This window comes from Sulfolobus sp. A20, assembly GCF_001719125.1.
Taxonomy (GTDB): Archaea; Thermoproteota; Thermoprotei_A; order Sulfolobales; family Sulfolobaceae; genus Saccharolobus.
On record NZ_CP017006.1, the window covers coordinates 1846179 to 1861753 of the forward strand.

The following is a 15575-nucleotide window of genomic DNA, read 5'->3' on the forward strand; positions in this document are numbered from 1 at the left end:
AGCTAGCTATACCAACATCAAGACTACGACCTCCTTACGAGCTAGGGTCTTGCTGAGGTCTAAAGTACTATCCCCATTTGTGCGGAAATTACTCTGATAGTTGTTCGTGGTTTAAAAATCCTTTTAACCTGCTTAAAAGACTTATCCTTCATTAATATTCACTATAGTTAAACTGTAGACAATTCCTCATATGGGAGAGTGTTAAGTAGTTTATGTTCATAAGTATAGGATAACTAATTTTATTCTCGCCAAAAAATTAACTCGCTCTGAGAATAAATCTTGAGAATAAATCTAAGAGGCAATACTCTGAAAGGAGAAGATCAAACAGCGGGAAGAAAAATAAGTATCACTTATAAAAAATTATTTATGATTCAGTTATTTTATTTCTAGCTTTTACTTCTTTTGTTTTTCTAACATATCTAACAGTTCCTTTGGAGCATCTTTCTCGCTAACAGCTCCTCTACCAGTCTTTCCTCCACCCTCATCGTAGGTGAAGCTTATCATCTTGCCAACTCTCCAAACCTTCTTTATCTTACTAGTGTCTACAGACTTCTCTTCTCCCTTGTACTTAAACCTGACCGTTGCCATATTTCCTCAAAATACTCTTGAAGGTTTCACATAAATAAACTTTACGCTATTCAGATTAGTACAACTTAAAGAAAAGCCTTAAGATAAACTAAAGTTAGTACCTTAGCCGAAATAACTCAATAACGATCACTTACGTGAAGGTAAATTTTTCTTATCTAATATAAAAATTTACTGAAAAAATTATTGAAAAAATAAATAAGTACTTTGATATAACGTTACCATTTGGGAAAAATATAAATTTAATAATAAAGAATACTCTCATATAGAGAGCTATGACTATGGTTGAAGCTTTAAACAAAATAATGAAAAACAAGAAAAAGAGCGCAAATTTAAGGCTATCCTACTATCCATTTTTACTAGCAGTAAAGGATCACGTCCTACAAGAAGAAGATATGTTGAAGAGAAAAAGAGAACTGAACAATTTCCTAGATAAACTGTATGGAGAGAGCAGAAGGTATTTACTAAAATATGCAAAAGATAAATATTATTGTGTCTGTGGAAAAACTTTCTCCTCAGCATATCACTTTTACACGCACGTGTTTACAGAACATAAACCAACCATCCTTAAAAACTAAAGCGAAAAAACTAATACATCATTCAGGGGGTATCTCCTTATAAACTAGTCTTATATCTATCCCGTTCTTCTTCATTCTATAAACGTAAGACGAGAGGAAAATCACTGCCCCTAAACCAATTAGGCTAAGTATATATGCTATGCCCGGAAGATAAGGCTGACCTTCTGAAGTGATCACTCCAAAGTATGGGTTAGTAAACGCATAGTACCCCATGAAACCCATGAACAGTATTGAGAGGATTGAAGATATAAGCATACCAGCATTCTTCTCCTTTAACGATTGAAGAACTCCTGCAATACTAACTAAGATAAGGTAAGCAATAGCTAAAGGAGTATAGCTATACAACGCTTCATAACCATTAGGACTAATTATCGGCACAGCCAAGAATACTAAGGTGACGGCAAAGTCCAAGAGATGAGCATAAACTGGAGAACCCTCTCTATTTAACCTCGAGAAAACCTCAGGGAATAGTCTATCGAAGGAAAACGCAAAAACATATCTAGCAAAAACAACAACACCAAAAGCCATTACGAAGAACTCCCAAGCAATTAAACTTATACCCAAAAACCACTGTAAAGCGTAATTTTTAGCTAATGCTATACTAACTGACCAGAAATTATAAGTGTAAGTAGGGTAGAGCGAGTAATTAAAACCATATCCCCCTGCTAAATCCATCAATAAGAAAGGAACTGTGATAAATACTAATGTCAACACGCTACCTAGAATTAGATTATATCTAACTCCTCTCTTTGATTTGATCTCTGAGGCAACAGCAGGCCCTGCATATAGCCAAATGTATGCAAAGGAAGCAAAATAAGGAATCATATAAATCGTTGAAGACCAACTAAACCTAGGACCAGTATATGGTGTAGCTGTAAGATTAAAAGCCTTTAAAAAAGGTTGTATCACCACATGAAAATCACTGACATTAAACGCTATAACTAGGATAGCTACTAACGTGCCCAATAAGGATAATATGCCTAAAGCAGAAGTTAAAGTATAACCCCATTTAGGTCTAAAAATATTTATTAAGATAATAATTGTAAAAGCTAATGCAGCCAGCCCATAAGCTAAATAAGCATTACTCGTAGTAAACACGTTATTCGCTAAGTTAACTAGATAAGGTTGAGAGTCTAATGAACCGATTACTGATAAAACCGTACTAATAGCAGATACTGAAAAGAAAGCTGACAACGCAAAGAAAGGTGGCATATTAAAAGCTAAAGCAATTCCCATTATAGCCCCTAGTGGACCGTTTAACCTCCTAGACAACCATACGTAATCACCTCCAGTCCTAGGAATCCTCTGAATGAAGTAAGTGTAAAGTACTACTAAAGGTAAGGTGAACAAAAATGTAAGTAAGGATGCTACCCATAATACAGCACCCTTTACTATATAAGGACTTATACCAATGAATATTGCCAAACCAGCACCCATATTAGCTACATTAAGCATAGTAGCGTCAAGCAAAGATACGTTCTTGACCAGACCAGAAGTCTCCCTAACAAATAATTTCACATTACCCTTAGCCATAAGTTAGACTTATGATTAAAAAATTTAAATTTATCTTCAGAAAATGAGTTCGGAAAATAGCTTATAATAAAAATGAGCATAAAACGTGCTAATTCATTAATAGAAAATAATGAGAACAAAAATAAAAAAAAATTGATTTTATCTTCATTGTGCTACTACCGCTACTTGCACTGTCGCACCATCAGATAGTCCTAAAGATATCGTATAAGTAGAGCCAGCCTGTGGAGTAAAACCATTAAAAGTTATAGTCACCGTATTAGGTCCTGCAGTTAAATCGATAGTAGTGGGAGTTCCACTATATGTTGTCCCTACAATAATCGCTGAGACTATTTGAACATTACCACTACTCTTTAAAACGAAAGTAGCAGTAGCACAATTATTACTACTACCTGGGCTTATTGTTCCAGTGCCTACTTGTGTTACTGTTGGTGTTCCTCCAAATGCTCCGAATAGTCCAAATGCAAAACCAACAACTACTAAAGCTATTATTACACTAGCAATTACTAGTATTAAAGCAGTTACAGCACCACTGATAGCCCTCCTACTTTTCAACATCTTCCTATTACTCATCAAAAAATAGTAAAGAAAAAGTTCTATATAAACATTACTCATAATAAACAATAAGTAGATCGTTTACGATAAGGAGGATATATGAGAGAAGAGACTAAGGACGTCCTCTAAGTATCAAGTCTACGCTAGAATTTGCAGATATTTTGTCGAAAATCTTGATGCATATTTGCCAACTTCTCGCTTAGTATGCTCTCTCATTAATCCGTGGTTACAAAGTGATGAAAGCCTCACCCTTAGGGAAGGGGTAAAAGTTTTTTCAGTCAAAAACATTTCAGTACGTAGATGGGAGGGGTTCTCTGCACCTCTCGACACATGAGAGATGTAAACACGAAAGGATGGTAAAAACCAATGATACGCTCTAAGGGGAGGAAGTCAGATCTGAAAGACAGAAGAGATGGTTAAGAAGTCGCAGTTTAATATAGAGAAAATAGTACTATACAGCGTTATCTATATCCTATAAGGAGCTTTAATCCTCTATAAGTACAGAGGCTAAAATTCTTTATTAGTTCTCTTGGTATCACAATTTGTATAATTACAAATATTTACAAAGTCTGTTAGGCTATTCTTGGACCATTCGTAATACCTCTATCAATCAATTCCGCTTATCAAAAGCATATAATGAACACCATCGTTTAAATTTCTATATAAGTTTTTTCCTAAATATTAAGTATTAATAGCTAAATTTGAAGATACTAAGCATATTCTATTTACATATTAATTTATATATACATCCCGGGATAATCTTCTATATGGAAAAAGGAATAAGTGAATCTCTGGTTATGATTATACTGTTGGTAGTATCTGTCGTAATGGTAATCGGGGTAGTATCAATAGCTTTTAACTTTCTTAGCTTTTACCCTAGCGGAGAAGTTAGGCAAGTGGGCACAGCGTATGCTTATACTAATGGCACTATACAAGTAACTCTAAGAAACACCTTTCAGGATGCTAAAATTATACAAGTGGTATATAATGGAACTGTTTATGAACTTCAAAAAAGCATCAGCCTATCTCAAGGTATTAATACGTATGAAATCAATACTAATTTCAGATTCTCCTCCCAGCCTGTCTCAGTAGAAATTATAATAGAGGTTAATAATGGACAGAGCACAGTTTACTTACCAGTATCCGCTCAATTAGTGTAAGTTTGAAGACTTATATCAATTTCATAATTAGCATAAAAAGTTATTATAACTTATTATATTACATTAAACCATAATTAAAATAATATTCCCCCTTGATATAAAGACAGAAAAATTCACTAAATTGTTGAAGTTTTTATCAATATTCTCTTCATCTATATATGAAATGGTTTTCCATAAAGAAAAATTTAAGAGCTGTATTCATTATCAAAGAGAATAAAGTTAGTTAATCTCTTTAAAAGCTTAAGTTTAATCAAAACATTAGAGTTTATGACGAAGAATTAGCTCTTTATACAGCTTTAATATTCTCTTTTATACTTTAGACTGTAATGGAGACTATAATAAGGCTTGAGAATGAACAGTATGTAGTTAAGGATGAGAAACTAGTTTTGATAAAGGGAGGAGAGAAGAAATACGTCGTAGGTAGATTTTACTACTACTTGTTAAAAACCCTATACTCAATCCCTAGACTTTATGGGATCAAATCAACTGAACCTATAAGTGATTGGAAAAAGGAGTTTGAGAGACAATTTACTAATATAATTCGTAATGAAATAGATTTGGCGAAGATCAGTTTTAATGTTGATTTTCGAATGGATCTGAATAAGCTTGAGTTAAGTGGAAAAGTGAGCAAGAATGATATATCTCTTCACCTTGAGATAAAGGAGACGCCTAAGCTGAGTGAAGATGATAGGGGGATAAGGGGACTTATGAAGGTTGACTCGTTTTATTTTTCTAATCTAGATAGGAAGAAACCCTTTATAATATTGGCTACTAGGGCAGGTCTTATTTCAGCATTTTATAAATTTTTGCCATATCAATTTGAAGGAGCCTCTGGCATACCTAAGACCTTTGGTTTACTCTCAGATTTCATAAATGCGATAAATATCCCTCTAGGTTATAGAGAAGAAATCTTAGGTCACCAGGTTTATGTGAGGGATAATGATATTTTCTGTGATAGTGAAATTATTTATAATGCTCCTCCAGAGATCCTAAGCTTATTTCCAATAATGTTTTTGTTAAAGACTTCTAATGAGAGAAATGTAATTATTATAGAGGACCCTGAAGTTCATCTAAGTGAAGAGGGCAAGCTGTTCCTAAAGAATTTGATATTATCAGCAAAGGCTAATGTAGTATTAGTGTCAGATTCTTTCTACTAGCTTTTTACTCCCCAGTTAAAAACTATTATGAACTTATTTAAACTTTGAAGAGTATATTATATAATGTGGAATACTTATACTTTGACCTTGAGACAGCTAGGGAAAATTTGCTTTGGCTTAGGAAGAAATTGCTTCAACTCAGAGAAATAAAAAATCAGATTGAGATGCTACTTATTACTGGAGATAAATCCGCATTACAAAGTTATGCGATTGAGACTAAAAGGATCATAGATGAGATAATCTCTAAAGGGATAATTATTAGGGATATAGATATAGGATTAGTTGACTTTCCTGCGATAATAAATGATAAACCAGCTTTCTTGTGCTGGAAAATTGACGAGAAAGACATAATGTATTGGCATTATACAGATGAGGGGTTCATAGGTAGGAAGAGGATAACCGGTAAAGAAAATATCTTAAGTTTACGTTAAGCTTATTTAGATTTGGTCATTATTTTGAACTATGGTCATTGGTCAAAGGATCAAAAGGAAAGAAGACTTAAAGTTAATTACGGGTTCTGGAAGATATATTGATGATATAGAATACCCGGGTACAGTCCATTTATACATTTTGAGGAGCCCTATAGCTCATGCAAAGGTTAAGAAAATTGACGTTTCAGACGCTTTAAGAGTAAATGGTGTATTAGGAGTAATAACAGGGTTAACGATAAAATTCGAGAATAGACCAAATAACTTCCCCATGGCTAAGGATGAAGTATTATACGTTGGTCATCCTATAGCTGCTATTTTAGCAAGCGATAGGTATACTGCTGCAGACGCTGCGGATTTAATTCAATTTGATTATGAGGAATTACCTGCAGTGATTGACCCAGAAGATGCATTAAAAGACGAGAAGAAAGCGGTAGAGGGAAGAAGTAACTTAGTATATAGGAAAGAATATAAGAGTGGAGACGCTGAAAGAGCCCTTTCTAGCTCTGATGTAGTTTTAGAGGAGAAATTGGAGATCAGTAGAGTTTATCCAGCACCGATGGAAACTAGAGGTCTTTTGTCAGTATATCAAGAAGGTAACTTACTCATCTATTCCTCTACGCAATCTCCCCATTATATGAGGAGGTATTTATTATCAGTCTTTGGAGATAAGGTTAGTGATATAAGGGTAATACAAGCAGATGTAGGAGGGGCTTTTGGTGCTAAGTTGTTTCCTTATGCTGAAGAGCTAATTACAGTACAAGCTAGCATAATGTATAGGAGACCAGTGAAGTGGATTGCTACTAGAAGTGAGGACATAAAGGGAATGTATCATGGAAGAGGTCAAATCCATAAGGTAAAATTTGGTGCTAAAAAGGATGGTACATTAACGGCTATTGTTGATGATATAATAATTGATTTAGGTGCGGCATCTCACGGAAGCTATTTAGCTGACATTGCTGCGACAATGATAGTTGGTCCTTACAAAGTTAGAGACGTTAAGGTCAATGTTTATGGTGTTTACACTAACAAGACACCCTTAGATCAATATAGAGGAGCAGGCAGGCCTGAGGCTGCCTTCGTTTATGAGAGGATTATGGATATCTTAGCTGATGAGCTTAAAATGGACCCAATAGATATTAGGAAGAGGAATTTAATAACACAGTTACCTTACGTCAATCCATTGGGACTAAAGTACGATTCTGGCAACTATCTAAAATTATTGGAAAAAGCTGAAAAAGCATATAGGGAATTTGAAGAGAAAGCTAGGGAATTAAAAGAAAAAGGCAGGAGAGTTGGCGTAGGCTTCTCTTTCTACCTAGAACAAAATAATTTTGGACCTTGGGAGAGTGCTTCAGTTAGAGTTAAGGCTGATGGGAAAGTTCAAGTCATTATAGGAGCGGCACCCCATGGACAGGGTACTGCTACTGGTATAGCCCAAATAGTAGCTGACGAGTTGGGTATAAGCGTAGATAATGTTGAGGTAATCTGGGGGGATACTGCTTTGATAGGAGAGGGATTTGGAACTTATGGCAGTAGAAGTTTAACCTTAGCAGGTAATGCGGCTGTTTTAGCCAGTAGGAGACTTAAGGATAAAATACTTAGGCTAGCTGCGCAGTTCATGAAGTCAGATGTCCAAGAGTTAGTATATAAAGATGGAAAAGTCATTAATCCTAAGAACGGGAAAGAAATGAGTTTAAAGGAAGTAGCTAATGCAAACATGGCAGATCTGGGAGGGATTTGGGTACATAGGGAAGAGCCTGGATTAGAGGCTACAGCATACTTTGGATTCGATAATTTAACTTATCCTTATGGCTCTCATGTAGTCATGGTAGAGGTAGATGAAGAAGGTAAGGTTAAGGTTCTAGACTATTATGCAATAGATGATATAGGATTAGTAATTAACCCAATGTTGGCTGAAGGTCAAGTTATAGGAGGAGTAATTCAAGGATTTGGTGAAACAGTATTAGAAGAGATCGTTTATGATAGAGATGGAAACTTGTTAACCGGTAACCTCTCAGACTATGCTATACCTACTGCTGTAGAAGCTTTTAACATAAAGTGGGAGTATATGGAAGAAGGCAAATCAGACGCTCCCATACCCGCTAAGGGTATAGGAGAAGGAGCAACAATAGGAACACCTCCAGCATTAATCAGAGCTATAGAGAAAGCTGTAGGAAAGAGGATGTTGAAATTGCCCGTAAAGATGGAAGATATTATTTGATAAAGAAGATCTTTTTAATAATGTATCAAAAATTTTCCTATACGTTTTTAATTTGTTTATGATTAAAATATAAACGATGATATAAGAGGCCTTTTAATTCACCTAAAGTTATATGCGTAAATGCTATTAATTTCCTATTGCCCTATAACACTTATAAAATTTAGAATATACTATTGAAGCTGAGTTTCCTCCTCCCGAGCCAGTATATCCTAAGTAAAATACTTAGGGAATAGAAGCTCTATTTAAAAATGTACGCAACAGCTAGATATCTGTTTATAATGCCATTATATGGGTATAAAAATCTCAACTAACCTAGTTTCACATTAGAGTGTGTGGACAACAATTTCATCCATCCCCATAAAATTCAATTTTATTCCAACTTATGCTAATAGATTTCGAGTAAATTGTATTGAAGAATATTTTTAGCCATCTCGTTATTGTGTTCTCTGTTGAGTTCCACGTGAAGTGTGAGTCCATGCTTGCTAGCCTATGTTTTAAGCTCCTAAAAACTAGTTCTACCAAGCTTCTCTTGCCAAAAGTTTCAACCTCGTGTTTTGCATTAAACCAAGAAAATGCCTTGTAGACTGATGCCTTATCGTGTAGGAAGATAACCTTATCCCTCCAATTCTCAAGCTTAATGCCATTTAATATCACATAAACGTGGAAACCACTCCTAAGACTAGTTAACATGAAGAACACAACAAGCCCAGACTCACAATGCCTAACAACCCATAAGTAGTAATACTCACCATTAACCCTCAAAACCTTAGTCTCATCAACGAGCAAACAATCACCATACTCAACATCAAGCTTAAGCTCATAATTAACATTAGCCAACTTGTGAAAATAGTAGAGTAAGGTAGTGTGGGGCAATGAAGTCCTCCAACTCGACAAGCCTAGCAAGTAAGAGGTTAAGGATAATACAATCTCGTCTAAGGAATGAAACCTAGGCTTAACATTTATATACTTTAAAAGGGTAGAGATAATTTGGGTGAGGGCGAGGAAATCGAATATGTTCATGTTCTCGCCCTAATAAAATAACTCGCCCTCACCCTAAAAACACTTTTCCACAATAAAGAAAATTCAATTTATATCAAAACAACCAAATTGTTGTCCACACACACATTAGATTTCGCTAAATTCAAATCATTTACTCCTACATTGCATTTATACATTCTACAGTCTATTTCATATCTTCAAAACTGCAACATAATCGCACATGGTTTATTATGAGTAATGTTTATATAGAACTTTTTCTTTACTATTTTTTGATGAGTAATAGGAAGATGTTGAAAAGTAGGAGGGCTATTAGTGGTGCTGTAACTGCTTTAATACTAGTAATTGCTAGTGTAATAATAGCTTTAGTAGTTGTTGGTTTCGCATTTGGACTATTTGGAGCATTTGGAGGAACACCAACAGTAACACAAATAGGCACTGGAACAATAAGCCCAGGTAGTAGTAATAATAACTACTATGTTGCTAGTTTTGTCTTAAAGAGTAGTGGTAATGTTCAAATAGTCTCAGCAAGTATTGTAGGAACTACTATAAGTGTAGCATCTAGTATATCTCTTTCCGCAGGATTTAATACGGTGAGTATAACTTTTTCTACTGCTAATGCTAATGGTTTTAGTTTTCAGCCTGGCTCTACTTATACGATATCTTTAGGACTATCTGATGGTGCGACAGTGCAAGTAGCGGTAGTAGCACAATAAAATTAAAGGTAATTTGAACTTTTTTATTTTAATCTTAAAATTTTTGCAGTATTTTATGTGTGGACAAAAGTTTGTTTTTTGATAAAAATTAAATTTTCTTTATTATGAAAAAGTATTTTTAGGGTTATTTATTAGGACGAGAATAGGTTTGATTTCCCAAATTATCCCTACCCTTTTAACCCTAGGTTTCACTCCTTGGATGAGATCGTATTAGCCTTTTACTTGCTAGGCTAAAGGGCTTTACTACCTCACTTGCTTTTCACAAGTTACCTAGCGTCAATTATGAGCTTAAGCCTGATGTTAAGGATAGGATTGTTTACCCGTTGATGAGGTTTTGAGGGTTAATGGTGAGTTAGGCATTACGGGTCTGGGCTAATTCTTCATGTAGGAGTGGTTTTCACGTCTACGTAATGTTAAATTAAGCTTGAGAATTGGAGGGATAAAGTTACACGATAAGGCTACAAGGTATTCTCTTGGTCTAAACATAATGTTGAAACTTTTGGCAAGAGGAGCTTAGTAAGTGTTCAGAGGCCTAAAACTAGTAAATATGGACTCCACATGGAACTCAACAGGGAACACGATAAAGAGATGGTTAAAAATATTCTTCAACACAACTTACTCGAAACCTATTGGCATAAGTTGGAATATGGGGGTAGATGAAATTGTTGTCCACACATGGTTTATTATGAGTAATGTTTATATAGAACTTTTTCTTTACTATTTTTTGATGAGTAATAGGAAGATGTTGAAAAGTAGGAGGGCTATTAGTGGTGCTGTAACTGCTTTAATACTAGTAATTGCTAGTGTAATAATAGCTTTAGTAGTTGTTGGTTTCGCATTTGGACTATTTGGAGCATTTGGAGGAACACCAACAGTAACACAAATAGGCACTGGAACAATAAGCTCAAGTAGTGGTAGTGCTACTTTTGTCTTAAAGAGTAGTGGTAATGTTCAAATAGTCTCAGCGAGTATTGTAGGAACTACTATAAGTGTAGGAAGTAGTGACATAACTGTTATCGGTGAATCTAGTGCATCTCTTACCGCGGGAGTTAATACGGTGAGTATAGATTTTGGTACTAGTTCTAATTTACAGCCTGGCTCTACTTATACGATATCTTTAGGACTATCTGATGGTGCGACAGTGCAAGTAGCGGTAGTAGCACAATGAAAATGAAATCAATTATTTTTTTATTTTTAATATTTTTCATATTTCTCTCCATCATATATATTAATTCTACTTCTTCTATGACTTCTCCTCTTTCACCCGGAGACTTTCTACTATACAATGAAACTGTAAGGTCAGTCCTACCTAATGGTTCAATCAGTATTATAAAGTTTATATTGTCTCAACAGATAGTTTCTGTTTACTCAAACGGAACTGCTCTCGTTAATTTTACGATTTATGTACTTAATGGTTCTTACTACTATGCTCCTTCCCTTTCAGTGCAAAACTCATCCATACCCGCTACGTTCTTCTACATCTCACCAAATTTACTAGGGCATAATGTAACTAGGGCAAATTCTCCTTTTTACTTTAACGGAACGTATAACGATCTTTACGAATACTACTCAGTTTCATACGTGCAAGGTGTTGAATTATTATTTAAGATGTGGTTCAATAATTACGGAATAGCCGTTAAGGCTGAGTCCCTTCAGATCTCCCCTAGTAATATCGTAGTAAGCAATGCTACTTACTTACTGTGGTTAACTAATGTGGTCAATCATAGTGTAGCTAGACCTTACTTGAGTGGGTTTTCGTTAGCTCAAAGCACTTTAAAGTACTCTTTTCTGAACTCAGTGATTAGGGTAGTCCCTAAAATATTCGAAATACTTGTTGTAGTAGTTTTTGTCTTACTAATAATATTGCTCTTGATCAGACCATCTTCAAAGAGCTTGAAGACGTAGGTATCTGATATAAACACACTTTTTTCCCTTCTCCCTGCTATAAAGGGCGAGGTGTGCCGTTCTTTTATCTAAGTCTTAGTGTCAATACTGGGTTATAATCTAGAATTTAGAAAACTACGATTACAATCTTAAAAAGCTCCATTCTGTCAGCTGTAAATTAGCACAACATCTATGTGGCGTAGCACATTTATTGAGATGAGCTAATGGAAAATCCTTTAATCCGACTTACCCTATATTTACTCATGAAATTAGATAGATATGAGATCTTTCTCGATTTCGATTTCAAGAATGCAAAGTATAAGGGGATAGAGAAAATTTATTTGGAGAATGACGAACAAGAAGTATTGTCAATTGATGCAGTTGACCTTAAGATAAATAGTGTAAAGGTTAATGGGAAGGAGGTAGAATACTCACAATCTGAGAATAAGTTAAACGTTAAATCAGGGAAGTTTTCAGGCGAGCTAGAAATAGAGTTTGAGGGGATAGTTTCAGACACTCATTTGGTAGGAATATACAAGGCTAAATACGACCAAAGTTATATTGTTACTACTCAGTTTGAGGCTTCTCATGCTAGGCGTTTTATCCCTTGTTTTGATGTTCCTTATATGAAGGCTAGGTTTAAGTTGTTTGTTAGGGTTGATAGGGGTTTGAAGGTTATTTCTAATATGCCTATTGTTAGTTTTAGGGATGATGGTGGTAAGGTTGTTTATGAGTTTGATGAGACTCCTAGGATGTCTACGTATTTGTTATATTTAGGCATTGGTGATTTTGAGGAGGTTGTTGATAGTAGTGGGGGTGCCTACTATTATTCTTGCAACTACTGAGGGTAAGTCTAAGAGGGGTTATTTCGCAATGAACATTGCTAGGAAGGTCTTAGATTTCTACGAAAAGTATTTTGAAATACCATACCAACTACCAAAGGTTCACTTAATAGCTGTGCCAGAGTTCGCTTATGGGGGCTATGGAGAATTGGGGTGCTATTACTTTTAGGGAGACTGCTTTGTTGGCTGATGATTCTTCTTCTTCTCAGCAGAGGTTTAGGGTTGCTGAGGTTGTTGCTCATGAGTTGGCTCATCAGTGGTTTGGTAATTTGGTTACTCTGTATTGGTGGGATGATCTTTGGCTTAATGAGAGTTTTGCTACTTTCATGAGTCATAAGGCTTTAGCAGAATTACACCCAGAGTGGAAGTTCTGGAACTACTTTGTGTTGAGTCAAACTTCTAGGGCTTTAGAGAAGGATTCCTTAACGGCTTCCCATCCTATTAGGTCTGATGTTTCTTCTGTTAGTGATGTTGAGCAGATGTTTGATGATATTAGTTATGGTAAGGGTGCTAGTGTTTTGAGGATGTTTGAGTCTTTTGTTGGTGGTGAGTTTTTTAGGAGGGGTGTTGTTTCTTATCTTAAGTCTTTTTCCTTTTCTAATGCTAGGGGTTTTGATTTTTGGAGTAGTATTTCATCGTCTTATGGTTCAAACATTAATGATGTAGTATCAGATTGGATAACAAAACAAGGCTACCCAATGTTAAGAGTCAGTGTAACTAATAGAAGCATAATTCTCGAACAGGAAAGATTCTCTCTGCTTGGCAATGTTGAAAATTTAATTTACAAGGTCCCTATAACCATGGAAGTGAATGGAAAGAGTATGACTTACCTATTGGATAAGGAGAAGGCTGTAATCAATATAGATGAGGATATAAGGAGTATTAAGGTTAACCTGGATAAGACAGGTTTCTACAGAGTTCTATACAATACCGATCTCTTCCTTAACGCTAGACTTTCTGAACTGGATAAGTGGGGAATAATAAACGACTATTGGGCTTTTCTATTAGCTGGGAAAATTAGTTATAATGAGTATGAGAAGATTATCAACAACTTCTTTAATGATAGAGAATTTATGGCAGTAAATGAGATCTCTAATCAGTTAAGTACGCTTTACGCTATTAATCCTAGTAAATATGGTGAGATAGCTAAGAAATTCCACAAGGTTCAATTAAGGAATTGGAGGAATGATAAGACAGACTTAGGAAAGATTACTTACTCTAACATATTATATAGATTAGCATTTATGGATGAATACTTCTCATTAGGATTATCAGAGTTGTTTAAGTTTTATGATAATCTTGACGCTGATATGAAGCAAGGAGTTAGTGTGGCATATGCTATTACTTACGAAGAGAACGCTATGGACGAGTTATTAAGTAGATACAGAAGGGAAAAATTTGATGAAGAGAAGCTAAGGTACTTAACAGCTTTACTACTATTTAGAAAGCCGTATTTAGTAGTTAATTCTCTCAGTCTAATATTGACCGGGGAGGTCAAAAAACAAGATATGCCGTATGTTATTAGTGTAGTATCGTATAATCCCTATGCTAGAGAAGCGACTTTCAACTGGATTAAGACTTACTTTAACTTCTTGAGGGAAGCATATAAGGGGACTGGAATATTAGGTAGGAGACTAGGCGAAGCTATACCATTAATAGGAATTGGAATTGAAAAGGAGGTTGAGGAGTTCTTTAATAATATAGAGATGCCAGAGGGTTCGAGAGGAATTAAGATGGGATTAGAGATGTTAAAAGCATATTCAAAGCTGAAGTAATAGCATTATAATATGTTAACAATTTTTATCCTATTAGATTCGTACTGAATATTTAATGTATTAAGTATGTATCTACTGCTATCTCATACTCTAGTTCTGATGCTCAGTTAAAAGCACCTCACGTGACCTCTTTCCCACTAGTGGGGCTTTCTTCATATTCCAAACTCAATCTACGCCCTCATAACGGGATTAGTTAGAAGTGGTCTTAAACTAAATAATCTTAGTTTTTAAATAGAAGAAGAAAATTTTTAATTTTTATTAACATATAAACCCTTCAATGGGCTTTATTCCATTCATCTTTATTTTATTGATATTCCCTCACGCTTTTGTGGAGTATCATGTACAAACCTATATAGTCTCTACCAAGTCGTTTGTTGACAATCTGGTAATCGAAGAGGTAACTGATGTTTACAGTAACGGTACATTTGAGTTTAACATCACAACGGTTTTCTTAAACTTTTCAGAAATATCCTCTCCCTCAACAATTTTCGATAATCTCACTTGCCCTATGCTATTCTACTACATTCCACATCCAGGTAAGGAAGTAGTAGATAGACAGATCCCATTGACCCTAGTAAATGAAACGGGGAATTATTACGTTTATGAAGGTGTGAGCTACATAGGTTACGTTGGGTTAAGGTACTATTATTACGTAAATTCGACAGGTGTTCCCTCAAGGATCGTAATTTATCAAATAGGCGAGAACGGTGAAGTAGTAAGTGTTTCCACCTATACTCTAATTAGTTCAAATTTGATCAATAGTGAAGAGAAAATTATTTTACCACCTAATTTAAGACCAGCGAGTGGAATAACATATTTAGGTAATTTATTTCCCTCTTCTCTCACAAATACTATAGGATCTTACATAGTATTATTTAATATAATAGCAATACCGATTCTGATAGTTATAAAGAGGAAATTGATGAGAAAGTACTAACGGGGTGTTACCAGATTTTATTACAGTTTAAAATTCAAATACAAAGATAATCTTTAATCCTTAAAATTCTATTTATCTAAGAAATCTGTTAATTTATCATCTCCATGATTACCTCTATAGCATCAAGGTTATATACTAGAGATTAGCGTGACTATAAAGAGCTTTAGTGAACTTCCCACAATAATAATGCTTAGGGTGAAACTAATTA

At 35.0% G+C, this 15575-nt stretch carries 13 protein-coding genes and 1 pseudogene; 10 read left to right on the top strand and 4 right to left on the bottom strand.

All coding sequences use genetic code 11. The annotated features are described in order from the left end of the window. Positions 1-393 precede the first annotated feature (393 nt). A complete protein-coding gene (gene sul7d / locus BFU36_RS09545; RefSeq protein WP_069283757.1) occupies positions 394-588 on the bottom strand; it encodes a Sul7d family chromatin protein in 195 nt (64 codons plus the stop codon). 272 nt (positions 589-860) lie between these two features. Between sul7d and BFU36_RS09550 the strand changes: the two genes are divergently transcribed. Then, positions 861-1163, top strand: coding sequence for a hypothetical protein (locus tag BFU36_RS09550; RefSeq protein ID WP_069283758.1), 303 nt, complete (start codon positions 861-863; stop codon positions 1161-1163). 18 nt (positions 1164-1181) lie between these two features. On the opposite strand, the gene BFU36_RS09555 is transcribed toward BFU36_RS09550, so the two are convergent. Further along, entirely contained in the window at positions 1182-2696 is a 1515-nt protein-coding gene (locus BFU36_RS09555; protein WP_069283759.1) for an APC family permease, read from the bottom strand. A gap of 144 nt (positions 2697-2840) precedes the next feature. Next, positions 2841-3266, bottom strand: a complete 426-nt coding sequence (locus tag BFU36_RS09560; protein WP_069283760.1) for a DUF973 family protein — start codon at positions 3264-3266, stop codon at positions 2841-2843. Positions 3267-4015: 749 nt separating this feature from the next. On the opposite strand from BFU36_RS09560, the gene BFU36_RS09565 reads away from it, so the two are divergent. From BFU36_RS09565 to cutA, 4 genes are all read left to right on the top strand, one after another. Further along, positions 4016-4408: a hypothetical protein gene (locus tag BFU36_RS09565; protein WP_069283761.1), complete on the top strand. Its 393-nt coding sequence runs from the start codon at positions 4016-4018 to the stop codon at positions 4406-4408. A gap of 326 nt (positions 4409-4734) precedes the next feature. After that, positions 4735-5565 carry a hypothetical protein gene (locus tag BFU36_RS09570; RefSeq protein ID WP_069283763.1) on the top strand — a complete coding sequence of 277 codons (831 nt, stop codon included), beginning with the start codon at positions 4735-4737 and terminating at the stop codon, positions 5563-5565. A 65-nt stretch (positions 5566-5630) separates the two neighbouring features. Beyond that, a complete protein-coding gene (locus BFU36_RS09575) occupies positions 5631-5996 on the top strand; it encodes a DUF2203 domain-containing protein (RefSeq protein ID WP_069284705.1) in 366 nt (121 codons plus the stop codon). A 31-nt stretch (positions 5997-6027) separates the two neighbouring features. Further along, positions 6028-8217, top strand: a complete 2190-nt coding sequence (gene cutA / locus BFU36_RS09580) for a glyceraldehyde dehydrogenase subunit alpha (protein ID WP_069283765.1) — start codon at positions 6028-6030, stop codon at positions 8215-8217. Between the two features lie 345 nt (positions 8218-8562). On the opposite strand, the gene BFU36_RS09585 is transcribed toward cutA, so the two are convergent. Continuing rightward, on the bottom strand, positions 8563-9237 hold the full coding sequence (locus BFU36_RS09585) for an IS6 family transposase (RefSeq protein WP_069283767.1): 675 nt from the start codon (positions 9235-9237) through the stop codon (positions 8563-8565). 251 nt (positions 9238-9488) lie between these two features. On the opposite strand from BFU36_RS09585, the gene BFU36_RS09590 reads away from it, so the two are divergent. The 5 genes and pseudogenes from BFU36_RS09590 to BFU36_RS09610 all read left to right on the top strand — a co-directional run bounded on the left by BFU36_RS09590 (position 9489) and on the right by BFU36_RS09610 (position 15367). Next, positions 9489-9929: a DUF973 family protein gene (locus BFU36_RS09590; protein ID WP_069284706.1), complete on the top strand. Its 441-nt coding sequence runs from the start codon at positions 9489-9491 to the stop codon at positions 9927-9929. A gap of 727 nt (positions 9930-10656) precedes the next feature. Further along, positions 10657-11097, top strand: coding sequence for a DUF973 family protein (locus tag BFU36_RS09595; protein WP_069284707.1), 441 nt, complete (start codon positions 10657-10659; stop codon positions 11095-11097). A 77-nt stretch (positions 11098-11174) separates the two neighbouring features. After that, positions 11175-11834 carry a hypothetical protein gene (locus BFU36_RS09600; RefSeq protein ID WP_069283769.1) on the top strand — a complete coding sequence of 220 codons (660 nt, stop codon included), beginning with the start codon at positions 11175-11177 and terminating at the stop codon, positions 11832-11834. Positions 11835-12076: 242 nt separating this feature from the next. Then, positions 12077-14430: pseudogene (locus BFU36_RS09605) on the top strand (M1 family metallopeptidase). A 328-nt stretch (positions 14431-14758) separates the two neighbouring features. Next, complete coding sequence (locus BFU36_RS09610; RefSeq protein ID WP_156770074.1) at positions 14759-15367, top strand: hypothetical protein; 609 nt, start codon at positions 14759-14761, stop codon at positions 15365-15367. Positions 15368-15575: the final 208 nt, after the last annotated feature.

Coding starts and splice junctions, on each gene's coding strand:
- sul7d (WP_069283757.1), bottom strand. CDS start 588: ATGGCAACGGTCAGGTTTAAGTACAAGGGAGAAGAGAAGTCTGTAGAC.
- BFU36_RS09550 (WP_069283758.1), top strand. CDS start 861: ATGACTATGGTTGAAGCTTTAAACAAAATAATGAAAAACAAGAAAAAG.
- BFU36_RS09555 (WP_069283759.1), bottom strand. CDS start 2,696: ATGGCTAAGGGTAATGTGAAATTATTTGTTAGGGAGACTTCTGGTCTG.
- BFU36_RS09560 (WP_069283760.1), bottom strand. CDS start 3,266: ATGAGTAATAGGAAGATGTTGAAAAGTAGGAGGGCTATCAGTGGTGCT.
- BFU36_RS09565 (WP_069283761.1), top strand. CDS start 4,016: ATGGAAAAAGGAATAAGTGAATCTCTGGTTATGATTATACTGTTGGTA.
- BFU36_RS09570 (WP_069283763.1), top strand. CDS start 4,735: ATGGAGACTATAATAAGGCTTGAGAATGAACAGTATGTAGTTAAGGAT.
- cutA (WP_069283765.1), top strand. CDS start 6,028: ATGGTCATTGGTCAAAGGATCAAAAGGAAAGAAGACTTAAAGTTAATT.
- BFU36_RS09585 (WP_069283767.1), bottom strand. CDS start 9,237: ATGAACATATTCGATTTCCTCGCCCTCACCCAAATTATCTCTACCCTT.
- BFU36_RS09590 (WP_069284706.1), top strand. CDS start 9,489: ATGAGTAATAGGAAGATGTTGAAAAGTAGGAGGGCTATTAGTGGTGCT.
- BFU36_RS09595 (WP_069284707.1), top strand. CDS start 10,657: ATGAGTAATAGGAAGATGTTGAAAAGTAGGAGGGCTATTAGTGGTGCT.
- BFU36_RS09600 (WP_069283769.1), top strand. CDS start 11,175: ATGACTTCTCCTCTTTCACCCGGAGACTTTCTACTATACAATGAAACT.